10 protein-coding genes are annotated in these 15,827 nt (G+C 44.0%); 5 read left to right on the top strand and 5 right to left on the bottom strand.

Annotated features, from left to right (window positions below):
* Positions 1–71 precede the first annotated feature (71 nt).
* The 4 genes from ACFQS8_RS14575 to ACFQS8_RS14590 all read left to right on the top strand — a co-directional run bounded on the left by ACFQS8_RS14575 (position 72) and on the right by ACFQS8_RS14590 (position 6,746).
* Positions 72–698, top strand: coding sequence for an RNA polymerase sigma factor (locus ACFQS8_RS14575; protein ID WP_382168700.1), 627 nt, complete (start codon positions 72–74; stop codon positions 696–698).
* The gene (locus ACFQS8_RS14580) at positions 688–1,752 is read left to right on the top strand and encodes a FecR family protein (RefSeq protein ID WP_382168702.1); all 1,065 of its coding nucleotides are present in this window, start codon (positions 688–690) and stop codon (positions 1,750–1,752) included. Before ACFQS8_RS14575 ends, ACFQS8_RS14580 begins: the two co-directional genes overlap by 11 nt.
* Positions 1,753–1,944: 192 nt before the next feature.
* Entirely contained in the window at positions 1,945–4,920 is a 2,976-nt protein-coding gene (locus ACFQS8_RS14585) for a TonB-dependent receptor (RefSeq protein ID WP_382168704.1), read from the top strand.
* Between the two features lie 83 nt (positions 4,921–5,003).
* Positions 5,004–6,746: a sodium:solute symporter family transporter gene (locus ACFQS8_RS14590; RefSeq protein WP_382168706.1), complete on the top strand. Its 1,743-nt coding sequence runs from the start codon at positions 5,004–5,006 to the stop codon at positions 6,744–6,746.
* Positions 6,747–6,855: 109 nt separating this feature from the next.
* Here the strand turns inward: ACFQS8_RS14590 and ACFQS8_RS14595 are convergent, their stop codons facing one another.
* The 5 genes from ACFQS8_RS14595 to ACFQS8_RS14615 form a co-directional block, all read right to left on the bottom strand.
* On the bottom strand, positions 6,856–8,535 hold the full coding sequence (locus tag ACFQS8_RS14595; protein ID WP_382168708.1) for a sodium:solute symporter family protein: 1,680 nt from the start codon (positions 8,533–8,535) through the stop codon (positions 6,856–6,858).
* A 113-nt stretch (positions 8,536–8,648) separates the two neighbouring features.
* On the bottom strand, positions 8,649–9,392 hold the full coding sequence (locus tag ACFQS8_RS14600; protein ID WP_382168710.1) for an SDR family NAD(P)-dependent oxidoreductase: 744 nt from the start codon (positions 9,390–9,392) through the stop codon (positions 8,649–8,651).
* Complete coding sequence (locus ACFQS8_RS14605) at positions 9,389–10,300, bottom strand: SMP-30/gluconolactonase/LRE family protein (protein WP_382168712.1); 912 nt, start codon at positions 10,298–10,300, stop codon at positions 9,389–9,391. The genes ACFQS8_RS14600 and ACFQS8_RS14605 overlap by 4 nt, the downstream gene beginning before the upstream one ends.
* A 1-nt stretch (position 10,301) precedes the next feature.
* A complete protein-coding gene (locus ACFQS8_RS14610; RefSeq protein ID WP_382168713.1) occupies positions 10,302–11,471 on the bottom strand; it encodes a mandelate racemase/muconate lactonizing enzyme family protein in 1,170 nt (389 codons plus the stop codon).
* On the bottom strand, positions 11,464–12,369 hold the full coding sequence (locus ACFQS8_RS14615; RefSeq protein WP_382168715.1) for a dihydrodipicolinate synthase family protein: 906 nt from the start codon (positions 12,367–12,369) through the stop codon (positions 11,464–11,466). Before ACFQS8_RS14615 ends, ACFQS8_RS14610 begins: the two co-directional genes overlap by 8 nt.
* A gap of 332 nt (positions 12,370–12,701) precedes the next feature.
* Between ACFQS8_RS14615 and ACFQS8_RS14620 the strand changes: the two genes are divergently transcribed.
* Entirely contained in the window at positions 12,702–15,605 is a 2,904-nt protein-coding gene (locus ACFQS8_RS14620) for a glycoside hydrolase family 2 TIM barrel-domain containing protein (protein WP_382168768.1), read from the top strand.
* The last annotated feature ends 222 nt before the right edge of the window (positions 15,606–15,827 follow it).

The following is a 15,827-nucleotide window of genomic DNA, read 5'->3' on the forward strand; positions in this document are numbered from 1 at the left end:
TCTACTTCAATTGAGAAGGCTTTTTATACAAGAAGCTAGTGATATAATATTGGTCGTGGAGGGGTGTTTTTGTGAGCAAGTTAAACTCCACTCGCGCGAAGACGGATAAGGCTGGCGGAATCTGGGGGGCATTCTTAGAAGCGGAGCCCGTTATACGGCGTTTAATCAAGAGAATAGCGCCTGATAGGCAGCAGGTTGAGGACATTACTCAAGAAACAATAATGCGTGCACTTCATGCTGAGAAAGAGAATGAGATTGAGCAGCCTAAAGCGTATCTTTTCATGATCGCACGCAATCTCGTTAAAGATGAGTTGGATCGAAAATCTAGGTCCATTATCGAATTTATTGATGATTATGCGCCTGATATTGAAGCTGAAGATGTGCCAACCCCTGAAGAAATTTTAGATAGTCGGAAAAGAATGCATTTGTTTGGCGAAGCTGTTGCCTCTCTCCCCAAACAATGCCGTGAGGTCTTTGTTTTAAAGAAAGTCTATGGATATTCTCACAAAGATATTTCCAAGAAGCTTGGAATTTCAATTAGTACAACTGAAAAACATACGATTGCAGGACTTAAAAGGTGTCGGGAATTTATGAATGCTAGAGACGCAAGTAAGGTCCGGCGAGTTTCTACGGCAGCCCCGATTTTAGGTTCGCGATCCAAAGTGCTTGTATCTAGGGATACAAAACATGAAGAATAAAATTAATTTGTACGTTGATTCTGATATTCGGAATGAAGCTTTTTCATGGATAGCTCAATTAGAGACGAGTGAGCTTTCTACAGAAGATTTAGCGGCCTTTCAGGAGTGGATTAGCCGTAGCCCTAAACATTATGTTGAGATCCGTGAAGCGGCGGAATTATCGAGACAAGTGAATGTGTTGGCTGATTTGGCGGGGCATCTGAATTCGTCTCAAAAGAAACAGTCATCCTTTATGAGAAGTAAGCGGGTCGGTGTTCGGGGGCGGGGTGGTGCTTTTGTAGCTGTAAGCATTTGTGCCTGCGCACTCATATGGTTTTCAATAAATCAATTCAATAAACCGCATGAAGTCTACCAAATTGCGACGGTCGTTGGCCAAGTAGAGGAGGCGGCTCTCACTGATGGTAGTTCTGTAAAGCTGAATACTAATAGTGAAATCGAAGTTGATTTTGAAGGGAATGAACGACGCGTGCTTCTGAATAAAGGGGAAGTGTTTTTTGATGTAGCTCATAATCCTGACAAACCATTTTCCGTTTATGTGGAAGGACGGCGCATCACTGCTGTTGGTACTGCATTTGCTGTTCGTAGAACGAATAATGAGCTAATTGTGACGGTTTCTGAAGGGAAGGTTTTGTTGGGAGTCGGTGAGTTGTATTCCTCAACGAAGGCGCAGGGAAAAACGCCTTCTGTATCTGGACTTTCCATAGGAGGTCCCAATGATAAATTGATCACTGCTGGGCAGCAATTGCATATCTCAAATGTAGTGAGTACGCCTGTCGTTGAGGAGATAACTTTAAAAGATATGTCTCGGCAGTTGGCGTGGCGAGCTGGGATTTTAGAATTTGATAAAAAACCTTTGATTGACGTCGTCGCGGAAATGCAACGATACACCCCAAAAAATATAAAGCTAGAAGATGAGCAACTCGGCGAACTCACGTTTGGCGGCGTTTTTCGCGCAGGAGAGACGGAAGCTTTCTTTGAAGCGCTTGAGTACTCCTTCAATCTAAAAGTTGTCAATTCTGATGATGGTAGCATCGTGATTTCTAGAAAAGAATAGAAATAAAGATAGCTTTTAGAGTGATTTTGGGTTTTTCGTTTGTTTTTTTTGAAATAAAAAATAAGTATACATGGAGGGAAAAGACGTTGCGACCGTCTACTATATTAAGGTCGCTTATAAAGAAGTAAGTTGTTCGATAGAAACAATATAAAACGGGGAGAATCTAGTCTGTTTAGTACTATAAGGAGGGTGTTGTTTTTCATCATTCTACTGGCGGAGGCTGTTGTTTTTCAGGCCACTGCACAAGAGAGGTACGAGCTAAGTATACCGTCATCGCCGGTACCTGAAGCTTTCAAATCTCTTTCTTATAGTACGGGGCATTCTGTTCTCTTCCAAACAGATGATGTTGAGACTGTTCGAACAAATGCAATTAATGGACGAATGACTGTGAGTGAGGCGTTAAATGCGTTGCTCGAAGGGACTTCTCTTAAAGGCGGCCTTACAGAAAGTGGAGTCATTACTGTCTCCGTTTCTGAAGTGCAAAAACTAAAAAAGCCAAGGGGAGATAATATGAAAACACGTTCTTTTAAAAAGTCATTGTTTGCAGGACTTGCGACAACTATTTTAGGAGTGGGCGGGGCGAATGCTCAAAGCGTAGAGCCAACGGATGTGGAAGCGGAAAATCCAATTCTACTGGAAACAATAGTTGTTACAGGTATTCGCAAGAGTTTGTCAGATGCTGTTTCAATGAAGAAAAATGCTTCTTCTATCGTTGATGTCATTTCGGCTGAAGATATAGGTAAGCTTCCAGATCAGAATGTAGCTGAAGCGCTTCAGCGTATAAATGGGGTGCAAATTAGACGTCGGAATGGTGAAGGGGCTGCAATTGCCATTCGAGGTTTAAGGGACAATAGAATTGAAGTCGGAGGGGCAACACTTGTGAACCCGACCGGCCGTAATAATGGTCCCAATGAAAGTACATTTAATGTTTTGCAATTTCTGCCATCTCAGATGTTTTCTGGGTTGGAAGTAGCGAAGTCCCCTACAGCAGATCTAATTGAAGGTGGTATTGGGGGGCATGTGCAGCTCCACTTAAGGAAGCCCCTAGAATTTGATGATTTCACTGTCTCTTACACAGCTGAGGGCGTTTATTCTAAAGCAGCTGATGCGTTCAGTCCTCGAGGTTCTGTGTTGGTTGCGGACACTGTTCTTGACGGAAAGTTAGGGTATTTGTTTAGCGCGAGCCATGACGTTCGAAAATTGCAAGAAGACGTTTATTATACGCGTGGTACAGAAGTTATCGGAAGTGCGGATTCCGCGAACACTGAAGATTTTTTCTTTGTAGGTAATGAATCAAGATGGCAGGATTTGAACGAAGATCGTACACGGACTTCATTCAGCGCTGGGCTTCAATGGCAGCCAACTGATGCATTAGAGTTATATTTGAATGGTTTCTACGCTGAATTTGGTATTGAGCGTGTCCGTAATTGGTTGTCAGTTCGTTATGGTGGCGGATCCGAGGGACCAAATTTTGAAGCATTTGATAATAAAGTAATATCTGACAATAGGTCCTTATTAGCTGCTGAGTATGACACGCTTATTCAGGGAAATGGGGAGGAAAATGATATCAGCTCCCATACAGCTTCTTTTGTAACAGGTGCTGAATTCTCTCAAGACGCGTTAAACGTAAAAACGGAATTCACAATCGGTGAATCTGAACAAATTGAAGATCAAAATTTCCTACGTGCTCAGTCTCTAGCGCAGACAAGGGTTGGTGTTGATTTTCGACCTACTGTGCCGTCTATTCAATTGCTAGATGCTGGGTTTGATATTCTTGATCCACTAAATTTCAGAAATAATGTTGGTTTCAACAGTATACGTACCTATACAAACGAAGAGCTTAGCGGGCGTGTTGATGTTGATTACGAGATCAATAATTCGCCACTTACCTCAATTGAACTTGGGATGAGATATTCATCCTCGAGTTTTGAAAGAAGTGCTGTTCGTTCGTCATTCAGTGGCGCGTCAGGTACGACTTTGGCCGATTTTCCTAGTGAAATAAATCCAGTGGCGTCGATTAGCAATGTGTTTGGAGAGCACCCGCAATTTATTTTCGGACCATCTGCATCTGGTGGGCAGGGGGTTGGTCGTGGACCAGCTGCAGCATTGAACCCCTCAGCTTTGACTGAGAGCCTCAATGAAGCTGTGGTGTTAGATGAGAAATCAATGGCTGCGTATCTGAAGGCCAATTTTTCTATAGAAACGAAGATACCTGTTTCAGGTAATGTCGGTATTCGTGCAGTAAACACGGATCTCATTGCAAAGACACCAGCAATTGGTGTTGTTGCTGCTTTGAACCTTGATAATAGTTACACTGACTATTTGCCTAGTTTGAACGTTAAAGCTGACCTTAGAGATGATATTGCTCTTAGGTATTCTTATTCTAAGGTTATGTCTCGGCCACCTACTTTTGATCTTTTACCAGCCTTTGGTGTGGACGTGATCAACGGGTTCGCTACGAGTGGCAACCCTTCGCTAGATCCGTTTAGAGCGAATGCACATGACTTATCTTTAGAGTGGTATATTGATGATACCAGCATGCTGTCAGCTGCGTTGTTTAGAAAAGAGTCAAAGTCATTTCTAGTACGACGCAATTTTCAAGAAACCATTCCGGGGTTGGGAGAGCGGGTATTCACGGTTTCTCGTCCTACTAATGGAGCGCCGGGAACGATTACCGGACTGGAATTAGCAGCTCAAAAAACATTCGACAGTGGTTTTGGATTCATCGCCAACTACACGTATGCAGATGGAGGAGAGCCAAACCGAGACCCTAGTACTACAAATGGAGGGTTAGCACCTTTACCATCAGGTGCAGATGTTTTGGTTTTTGGGACGCCTCTTGGGTTGGAAGGGTTGTCGGAACATAGCTATAATTTAGTTGGCTTCTATGAAACTGACAAAATTTCACTACGTGCGGCTTACAATTATCGGAGTGAGTTTCTCGAAGTGGTGGAGAGTGTCGCCACGGGTGGCTCTGTTTTCCAAAAAGGTAGTGGTCAACTCGACCTTTCCGGTAGTTATAATATCCTAAGCAATTTGGCTCTGACTTTTGATGCCGTGAATATCTTGGATACACAAGTTAATCAGTACTCGATGTTTGAAGATCGTAGATATCGTGTCGCTGAAACGGGGCCGAGCCTAATTTTTGGTGTTCGCGGAACTTTCTAAATATCGTTCGAAGCAAGAGGCGTTGCGGACTAAGGCAGCGCCTCTGTTTTTGAGTATGCCATGCGCACTGAGGGGATCTATTTATGAGTTTTCTGGATTATATTGTTTTTGGGTTGTATCTATTGGGAACGCTCGGTTTAGGGGCATTTTTCTACTTTAGAAATAAAACGTCTAAAGACATGTTTTCTGCAGGGGGAGAAGCGCCGTGGTGGGTCTCCGGACTTAGTGGATTTATGACACTTTTTTCGGCGGCAACATTCGTCGTGTGGGGAGGTTTGGCCTATAAGCATGGTATTGTCGCGCTATCAATTAATATGTGCTATGGCATCGCTGCTTTAGCGGCGGGATACTTTATAGCAGGCAGATGGAAGGCTTTGGGGGTTGATACGCCTTCAGAATATATTTCACTTCGCTTTGGAGATGCAGCTGTTCAGTTCTACATTTGGGTTATGCTCGCATTCCGAATAGTGGGATCAGCTGTTTCTCTGTATGGATTAGCAGTTTTGCTCGTGCCTCTCATGCCTCTAAGTGATGGTCATATTTTGCAAAGTGAAGAGACAGGGTTTCTCTCTGTTGAATGGGCTATTTTTCTGCTCGGTTTGATCGTTGTTTTCTATACTATGGCGGGCGGACTATGGGCCGTGTTGATGACCGATGTTGTTCAGTTCATAATTCTTAGCTTGTCAGTTGTTTTCGTTGTTGTGCTTCTGTTGATCGATGTTGGTGGCATCAATTCTGTTATTGAACGTGCACCACCGCAGTTTTTTGATTTGGTAAATGATGAATTTACATGGTATTTTTTAGTAGCTTGGTGCTTGATCAATTTTGTTACGGTGGGTGGTGAGTGGGCGTTTGCCCAGCGCTTTATTAGTGTACGAAATGTGGGTGAAGCTAAGAAAAGTGCCTACCTAATTAGTGCTCTTTATCTTGTGAGTCCCGTTATATGGCTGGCACCTACATTGATTTATCGTATCGTGAATCCGGATGCGAACCCTGAGCAAGCGTATATCTTAGCAAGCATTACGGTTCTTCCCGTTGGGATGGTAGGGATGATGGCTGCGGCGCTGTTTTCAGCTACAGCAAGTATGGTGAGTTCTCAGTTGAATGTGTTTGCCGGCGCTCTGACATATCAATTCTATCAGGCGCGGATAAAACCGGCAGCTTCTGAAGCGGAACTGATATGGGTTGGTCGTTTTGCTTCAGTTATCATCGGTGCGCTTTTAATCGGTATTGCGTTACTGATACCTAATTTCGGCGGCGCGGCAAAAGTGGTTATTTCCAAAGCAATTTTGATAGTCGTGCCTCTAATGTTGCCAGCAGTTTGGGGATTGTTTAGCTCTAGTATTTCGTCTCGGTCGGTTTGGGTTGTGGCTGGAACAAGTGTTTTTGTCGGAGTGGTGCTGAAAGGTCTTTTCCTAGAGGGGGGCTTGCTAGCTGAGGTGGAGTATCTCGTGAACTTTAGTCATTGGGTTCAGAATTCCCAGCGATTGGTGGATATCTTAATAGGCGTCGTGCTCCCAATATTTGTTATGTCGATTTTGCAAATTCGATCTAAAGGTGTCGATGAAGGATGGCGGCGGGTCGAAGCAATTGAGCCTAAAATAGAAACACGACCAATTGCTTCAATTTATGATTCCACACCGGCATGGATTGTTGTGATAGCATTGGGTGTGAGTGCAGCGATCATGATCGTTATTGCACTGTTAACAGAAGAAAACCGCAGAGAGCTAATGGTGTTTGTTGGGGTTCTCTTAGCAATAGGTTTGATCGTTCTGAGAAGTAATTTTAAAATGAATGATGCTAAACAAAAACTAACTAGACTCTAGTATTCGTCTAGGCGTGTGCGAGGTGAAAATTCTCATCTTCTAACTGGTTGATGAGAATTCTCGCATCTGTTGTTCAATATGAGCGCTTCAATCCGAAGATTCTTAGTGTTTACTTGAATTTGGTCTTTAGCGTAGGTGCGACAAGAAGTGCTCCGGCTAAAATAATTATGCTTCCAGTGGATATGACCGTTATTTGGGAGTGCGGTGCAAGTAGTCCAAGGCCAACAATCAGAACACCAACTACGGCAATACTCGTGCCTATAATTGTTGTTGCGCGGTTATCTGCATTTTCTTCTGATGCCTCTTCGACAATTGCTAGCTTCTCATCGTGTTTTGTTTTGTAGATGCTGTCATAGTGTTTCATACGAAGGTCTTCTCGGTTCTGAAATATATAGAGAAGTTCAAAAGCAAGTAGCAACGCCATTGGAAAGAACACGCCAAAAAGCATTTGAGACGATCGATCTAAAGATAAACCGATAATCGTTTCCGGAATAAAGTTAAGTCCTATGTTTGCGCTCAAGGAAATGAACGTCACAGTTAGGATGCTGAATGCTGTTTGACGACGTGAAAACAACGTCCAGATAGGCGGCATAAATAGGGAGCCACCTATAATTGCAGAAATAGAGAGGATCATGTTGACGATGCCTCCGAGTTGTTCAACCAGGAAGGCACTTCCGATAGCTGTCACGCCTAATACAGCCGTGGAAATACGACCAACGGTCAGTAGATGTTTTTCTGAGGCTGATTTGCGTAAGGATTTGTAAATATCATTCGTGAAAACCGCAGCTGAAATGTTTAGCACGGTATTCACTGAGCTTGCTGTAGCGAAAACCATTGCGGTGATCATAAGCCCTAAAATGCCTGCGGGAAGAACAGCTTTACTTACCAGCATATAGGCACCTTCATTCGCCAAGCCGGAGAGGTCTGGTTCCATAATACGATAAATCATGGGAGGCAGCATCCATACAATCGGGCTGAACAAGTAGAGGGCTGCAAATAGCCAAGCAACCTTTTGGGCAGACTTAGGATTATCTACTGTTGTGAAACGTTGAACATAACCCCAATGGCCCCCAATAAAGACTGTATTATAGATCAGAAATGCGATCATAAAGCCGATATTATATTCGGAATTTGTGAGGTTAAAAAATCGCTCCGGTGCTTGCTCAACAAAACCGCTAATGCCACCGACTTGAGCGAAGGATAGGGGAACCACAATTATAATAGCTGCACTTAGAACAACAAATTGGAGTATATCTGTCACAAGAACTGCCCACAATCCTCCAACCACTGCATAAAGTAGGATAAAGCCAGCAAGGAACAGAATGGCCATTTCTAGAGGAACGCCGGTTGAGACCTCGACAATCTTACCAACAGGGTAGAGCCAGCCGCCCATACCCACCATTGAACTCAATAAAAATAGCGCTGTATATATAGTTTTGGTATTCTCTCCTAAACGGTCACCAATATATTCTGCAGCCGTCATGACATTGGTCTTGTTCCAACGAGGCGCGATTAAGAACCCGATTATTACACCCGCAAGACACATGGTTGATTGGATGGCCACAGCAACCAAACCGTCTGTGTAGGCAATTGATCCCCACACGACAAAAGTCCCAACAGAGAAGAAGCTCATATACAGGGAAAGGCCGCTCACCCACCAAGGTACAGCTCCGCCACCAGCAAAGAAAGATTTTGTTCCCGAGCCACTGCTTAGTTTGGCGAAGGCCAGTCCTGCAGCAAGAACAACAATGCTGAATAGGGCGGCGACGATAATATCAAACTGGCTCATAAAACATCCAACTTAAAGATTTTATACTGAGCCGCCTCAAAAGGATTGAGCAGAGTTACCCCCCCCTTGAAGAAGCCAATGGTTTTTAACTATTCAATGATCTGCAAAGTTTTCTAGACGACGCCGCCATCAATAATGATTGTTTGCCCAGTGATAAAACGTGAAGCATCGCAAGCTAACCAAAGTGCGGCATCTGCAATTGCTTCGGGTGGAATAAGCTCAGGAATGCACTGAAGGTTTTTAGTTTCTTCTATCCAGTCATTGTTCACTTGAGCAGCTGCTCTATCGGTGAAAATCCGACCGGGGGCTATTGCGTTTACCCTGATTTTTGAAGGGCCTAAATCACGTGCGAGTCCGCGCGTTAGACCCACAATACCGGCCTTTGCAGCATGATACGCGGTTAGGTTGCCTGCGAGTTTCATCCAAGCTGTTGATGTTAAATTGATTATTGCACCACCGCCTGCTTTTTCTAGGCTTTTCGCCGCTAAGGCACTTAAAGCAGCTTGATGGTTGAGATTGGCTGACATCATCCATTGCCAATCTTCAGATGACTGGCTGGAAAGTGGTATTCGGCGATCAACACCAGCATTGTTTACAAGGACTGAAGGGGAACCATTTTGCTGAATACAGTCCGTGTAGGCCTTTTCAATTTGATCGATTTGAGTGAGGTCACAAACAAAACACGTGATATTGGGTTGACCTTTTTTGAGGTCAGATAGTCCGCTTTCATTAATATCCCAAGCGCTGACTTGCCCGCCATGAGCAGCAAAGGCTAAAGCTATTGATTTTCCAATGCCTGAAGCTGCCCCAGTAACGATGATATGCTTGCCTTTGAAATTTAGGTAAGACGAAGTCACATTCTTACCTCATGGGTCTTTTGTCCTTCAGTATCTAAATTTATCGCAAATAAACTCCCGGAAAGGGGAGCTTGTTGCATTTGCTCTTCATTTAGACCTGCTGAGGCAGTTGTAATATAGAGGCGCTTCATATCGCGACCTCCAAAACAACAACTGGTAACTCGAGGAACAGGCACCATAATATCTCGGATTAATTCACCTTTGGAAGTGTAACCTGAGACACGCCAACCATCCCAAAATGCAACCCAAATATTGCCGTCACAATCAACGCATATGCCGTCTGGCTTGCCGTTTTGGATGTCAAATTTTAAAAACTCGCGTCTGTTACTGATCTCGCCCGTCTCTTTGTCGAATTCATAAGCGAAAATAGTTGCTGATACAGTTTCAGTAAAATACATGGTTTTGTTTTTGGGGCACCAGCCTAAGCCATTGGAGACTTTAAAGCCTGTATCCATTCGTGATGCTGAAAAGGGTGTATCAAATCTATATAGGGAGCCTGTGTCTTCATTTGCTTTGCGGTTCATTGAACCTGCCCAAATACGTCCTTTTGTGTCAGTTTTTGCATCATTAAATCTATTGTTTGGAAGTGCTGATTCTGGGTTTGAGATGAAATCTAATTCTCCAGAATTTTCATTTAGTAGCGCAATTCCTTTTTCTGTCACCGCGATTAGCCGACCGTTCGCTGTTGGCAAAACAGCACTGACAATATGAGGGAGTTTGTAAGAGGCGAGCGTGCTTTCCTTTGGAGAAAAAGTGTGGATATGGGGGCCAATTACATCAACCCAATGCAGCACTTTCCGTTTGTTATTCCATACCGGTCCTTCACCAACTAATGCATGCGATTTGAACACGCATTCAACGTCCGAGGCGTGACTTGGTGGGGAGTTTGTGTTTTCAGATTCTAACATTTTAAACCTCAAGAAGTGTCAGATGTTTCAAACCGTCTTTATTTGGCTCTACGCCGTGTCCTGGTGTGTCAGGAACGAAGAATTTACCTTTTTCCGTGGGTGCAACGCCGTCCAATAATGCGCCATTACGATGGTATATTGTGTGTTGAAACTCATGAGCTTCCGCGTTGACAACAACTGAGGTGCGCAGGCTAGCTGCCATAAATATCCCCAACCCAATTGTAGCATGCGGCATTATTTTGATGTTGTTTTCGCGAGCGATTTTCCCCATTCGAACAAATTGCGTAATGCCTGTATGGCCCATTTCTGGTTGGATGATTTGACAAGCTTTTAAGCGCTGTTTGAAATCCCACTCCGTACGCCATTCTTCGCCTATCGCTAATGGTGTCTTCATAGTCGTACCAATTTCGATTTGGGCTTCAATGTCTTCTGGAATGGTTGGCGCTTCGATGAACCATGGATTGAACTGGCGAATTGACTCTTCCAATGCAATGGTTTCTGGAGCTGATTTGGTCCAGTGCATATCGAGAGCAATTTTGTGGTTTTCTCCCAGTCCAGCGCGGAGAGCTTCAAATTCACCGACGACATCACCTTTTGTTGTCGCGCTTATTGGGATTTTGAGATCGTCAAATCCCTTTTCTTTCCATGCTTGAGCAAGTTCAACGCGTTCTTCTGTGGTCTTTTTCGGCAATCCTGAAACATAACCTTTAATTATGCCTGAGCCCGCTTTTCCTAAAGCCGCTTGAATGCTTTGGTTATTTGCACGGGCGTGTAAGTCCCAGAGTGCTATATCTATTGCTGCAAATGTGTCCGCGAGGTAGCCGCCCCAATATCCACGGTTTCTTTGCAATAAATAAAAAGCGTCCCAGATTTTGTCAGGTGATTGGGGGGGGAGCGCTTTTAGATAGGGGCCGAAAAGGTCATCTATTAGCGCAGCTACGATTTTGGGCGCAACAAGACCGTAAGTTTCGCCCCAACCGACGACACCACTTTTATCTTCTATTCTAACAACAACAGATCTGTCACGTTGAGGGTAGACTGTTCCGTTAAAAGCGCGAACGAAATGATGTTCATTGAGAATAATGTCATCATCAGAAAGGTCGCCAAGATAGGCGTCATTCGGTTCGCGCTCAAATACATATGCCTCAATTTTAGATATGGCGCTATGCATCAATTGTGTCCTTTGTCAGTTCTAGATTTTCGTACATTTCGAGAATAAGTTTTTTTGAAATGTCATCCAGAATTGGCAAGTTTTCTCTTACATGATCTGTCTGGAAAATGCCGCGATGTTTTAGGATTAGTTTTGTTAGTCTCATACGGTAGGGCGCTTGCATGAGAAGGATAGGGAGGCTTTTCCCGTACAGGGCCAAGGCTTCATTTCTTTTGCCAGCTTGATACGCTTTTACGAGTGCCACGTGTAGTTCAAGAAGTTCAATAGCGGGCATTGTCGCGATTGCGCCGCGTTCCAATTCTTCAAATACATAGCGCGCCCCGCCACCACCGATGACGGCATCAATAGACTTCCCTACGCCTTTGCTAATCGCTGTAACCTTGGGGCCAGACGGGATGCCTTCTTCTTTTACAAAGCGGATTGCTTCGACCTTCTCTGAAAGATCCAACATTTCCTCTGCTGACAGGTCAGCGCCACGCGGGGCGAATAGATTTTGCAATACGATAGGAAGTCCGCCCGTTGCATCAGAGATTTTCTGGAACCAATGTTCAAACCCTTTTTCGGCCATTGAAGGCACTGCCATTGCCATTATACCTGTCGCACCAAGACTACTCATCAGGCTAGCCATTTCGACCATTACTGGTGCGTCATTCGAATTTACGCCGGCTATGATAGGCAGACGTCCTTCATTTGCTTCAACCACCGTCGCCATACACGCTGCACGCTCTTCGGCCGATAGTTGAATGTCTTCGCTGGCCACGCCAGGATAGACAAGTGCACTTGCTTCTGCGGAAATTGCGAACTTCACAACATTGGCAAGTGAAGTGTGGTCAACTTTATTGTCGTCAGTGAAAGGGGTAGGCACAACAGGCAGAACGCCAGAAAAATCTTTATTCATTTTGGTTCTTCATATCCAAAGTTCGATCTGCAAAATTTGTTGTTTTGAATAAATTTTCATCGAAAGAGTTTTTCTTCCAAAACGTGGCTTGCGTCGAATTTTTCAGTATTTTGTTTCAATTATAGCAATATCAAGTTATTTAGAAACGTCTTGCATTGTCAATGTTAATTTTTACTCAGCGATTAATAACATCATTTTAGGGAGTGAATCTGATTCTCCACTGCTTCCTCATGAGTTTACATCAGCAATATTGTTGCTATTAAAGATGCAAAAAGGAGAGTTGTGGCTTGTTCGTTTAGTTGAGCTGCAAGTTTTAGGGAGTGATTGAAGTGATGATTGAATCTAAGAAAATGGGGAGCTATTTGCGTTGGATAGGTAGTTTGGGTTTATGCTTAGCGGCGGTTGCTTCTTGTCAGCATAGTTCACTTACTAAGATGAATACCCAAGCTGAGATAGCCAGTTTAGAAGACAACCAACTTCGTCAGACGGCGAAAACATCTACCCATAAGCATTCCCTGTCTGGCCAATGGGCCTTTAAAACTGATCCCTATAAAAAGGGAGAGGCATTAGGATGGCAGAATGCCAATTTGGACACGATGACTTGGGACATGATGGATGTACCTGGGGTGTGGGATGTTGTCGACGAATACCATGATTATACAGGTGATGCTTGGTATCGGACGTCATTCAAATTTGACCCTGCTTGGAGCGATAAACGCGTACGTTTGGCTTTTGATAGCGTCTACCACGACTCTGAGGTTTGGTTGAATGGTGAGAAGCTTGGAGAAAATAATTTAGGGTTCATTCCCTTTAGTTTTGAAATTGACGAGTTTCTTGAAAGAGAGAACTCACTCGTAGTTAAGGTGAATAATCGGGTTAAACGTGGTGCAGTTTGGAACTGGGGAGGGATTCGTCGTCCGGTGTATCTGGAAATAACACCCCGGACTCATATCGAACGTGTTCACGTGTTTGCAGATCCGGATTTAGACACTGGCAGCGCGACATTAAACGTAAAAACCACGATTTCTTCGTCCGAGATACGCGAAGACTTTGCTGTAAAACTGTCCGTTCTGCGGGATGGTGAGGTTATTGCTGAGCAGGTCGCTGAAGGGACTCACACGATTGATGCTGGTGGTGAGTTGGAGGTAGCGACGTCTATCAATTTGCCATCTGATTTGGTTGAGCTATGGCACTTTAATGACCCTAACTTGTATAATATCGAAGCAAAAATAATTCAAAATGACGATGATGTTCATGTTTTGACGGACCGATTTGGAATTCGGAAGGTCGAAGTAAAAGGAGACCAGTTCTACTTGAACGGAGAGGCTGTTCGTTTAGTCGGCTTTAATATGGTGCCTGAAGACAGATTTGACGGGAATGCGTTGCCTTTGTCTCGTATTAAGGAAGATGTCGATTTGCTTAAATCGATGAATGCTAATTTTGCGAGATTGTCTGGCCCAAACTTACCAAAGGAGTACCTAGATTATCTTGATGAGGTGGGGTTCCTTCTCGTTGAGGAGGTCGGTTTATGGGGTAAGGACAGGATGGTAGACCCAAACCACCCGACACCCAAAGTATGGCTCGAAAAAATGGTTGAGGCGCGTTACAATCACCCTTCAATAGTTGCGTGGAGTGTGGGGAATGAAATTGGCGATTTGAACAAGAATCCATTGGCAAATGAGTATGTTCAAACAGCAATTGCCCACGCAAAAGAACTCGATCCTTCTCGTCTGGGGGTTTATATCTCTTATTCTGCCGATTTTCAGGAAAACGACCCGGCGCAGTTTTCCGATATCATTATGTTTAACAAGTATAGTGACCATGAAGAACGCTTGAAAGTTGTGCGCAGCTATCATCCTGATAAGCCAATATTTTTCTCTGAAATTGGTACGAAACTAGACTCTGAAGATCCAAATCTCTCTGAGATGGATCCAGAGGAGATGATGGGAGATTTGCGCAAATATCCTTATCTGATCGGAACGTCGTTTTTTGCCTTCAGTGATTACCGTAGCAATTGGAAAGATTCCAAACCAACATGGACAACGCCTCAATCTGAGAACCGAAGTTGGGGTGTATTAACTGCTTATAGAGAGCCAAAACGTGGATTTCATAAAATTCAAAAGTTTTATGCGCCTGTACAAGCTTTGCGAGTTGAAGACAGTGTTGGAAAACTCAACGTTAGTGTAGAGCCACGAGGAAAGAATACTTTCCCCGCGCATGTAATGCGAGAGTATAGTTTGGTTTGGCAAGCGCGTGCCGCTGATGGCAGTTTAATTGATGCTGGCATTCAAAAACTACCGCCAATCTTTCCTGGTGATGATGCCTTTAAACTGTCTTTCGACCTCCCAAGTCAGTACGCGAGCGCTATTGTGAGCTTGATTGATCCGATGGGGTATGAAGTGCTTTATGACCGTGTCGATCAGATTGTTCCTGAAAGTCCCGTTATAAGGGCTATCCACTCATCGATTGATACAATCCGTGTGGTATTTAACAAATCAGAAAATGCGATTGAACATGAGCTGACATTGACCGACGAGGCGGGGAATGTGTTCACGAGTGGCCTGACAATCAATGAGTTTGCGGAAATCACTGGTTTGAATCCGTATACCCACTATAAGCTTGAACTGGTTGGTGTTAACCAAGCAGGGCGTAGTGCGCCTGCCAAAGTTATTGAGGCGACAGTCTCCACTGACAATGATGAGTTGCCACCAGTTGTGTGGGATATTTCTGGCAAAATAGATGCGTTTCACATTGGCTATTCTTCTGAACGCAATGATTTTAGATACGAAATTAAGTATGGACTAGCTTCGGAAGAGTATACGCAAACAAACCTAATAGAGACGCATGGTGCCACGCGTATTCCAGCAATTGAAATCGGTAAGCCTCATTATTTTAAACTACGTCGATTGGTAACTGGACGCGTTGATAGTGAGTGGACAGATGAATACCGTGTAGAGCTTCTTGGCAGTGACGGTATTTTGCCTCCTAAGAATGCTAGTTTGATCAATGCGGATGGTGAGGCTGTGCTTTTGATGGAGCCGGTAGATCGTGCGACAGGATACAAGGTCGTGACCTATTCAGATTTAGGTCGTGAAGTTTTTGATGTGAATATCGCACAATCAAAGTTTGCAATTGTTGAAGGCATAGATTTGTCTACTGTTTTGAGGGCTGAAATCCATTCAAAGGATGAGTTTGGAAATGCTGGAGAAGCCGCGGCCTTAGAGTTACTGCGCTAGTTTCCCACTTTGGGTCTTTTTATTCATGGAAATCGGGGCTCCCGCACGGTCAAACTGTGCGGGAATTTTTTTAATTCTCGTGCTTGCGCAAAACTCTCCGTCCTAACAACCGAAGTTTTCAACGTATTTCGCCGCATCAATAATTGCAACGTGCAATTGACAACCTGCATAATTTATTTATTGCTATAATAGCACATACTAAGTTCGATCAATAACGACGAA

The sequence above is a fragment of the Hirschia litorea genome (genome assembly GCF_042665075.1).
GTDB classification, from domain to species: Bacteria; Pseudomonadota; Alphaproteobacteria; order Caulobacterales; family Hyphomonadaceae; genus Hirschia; species Hirschia litorea.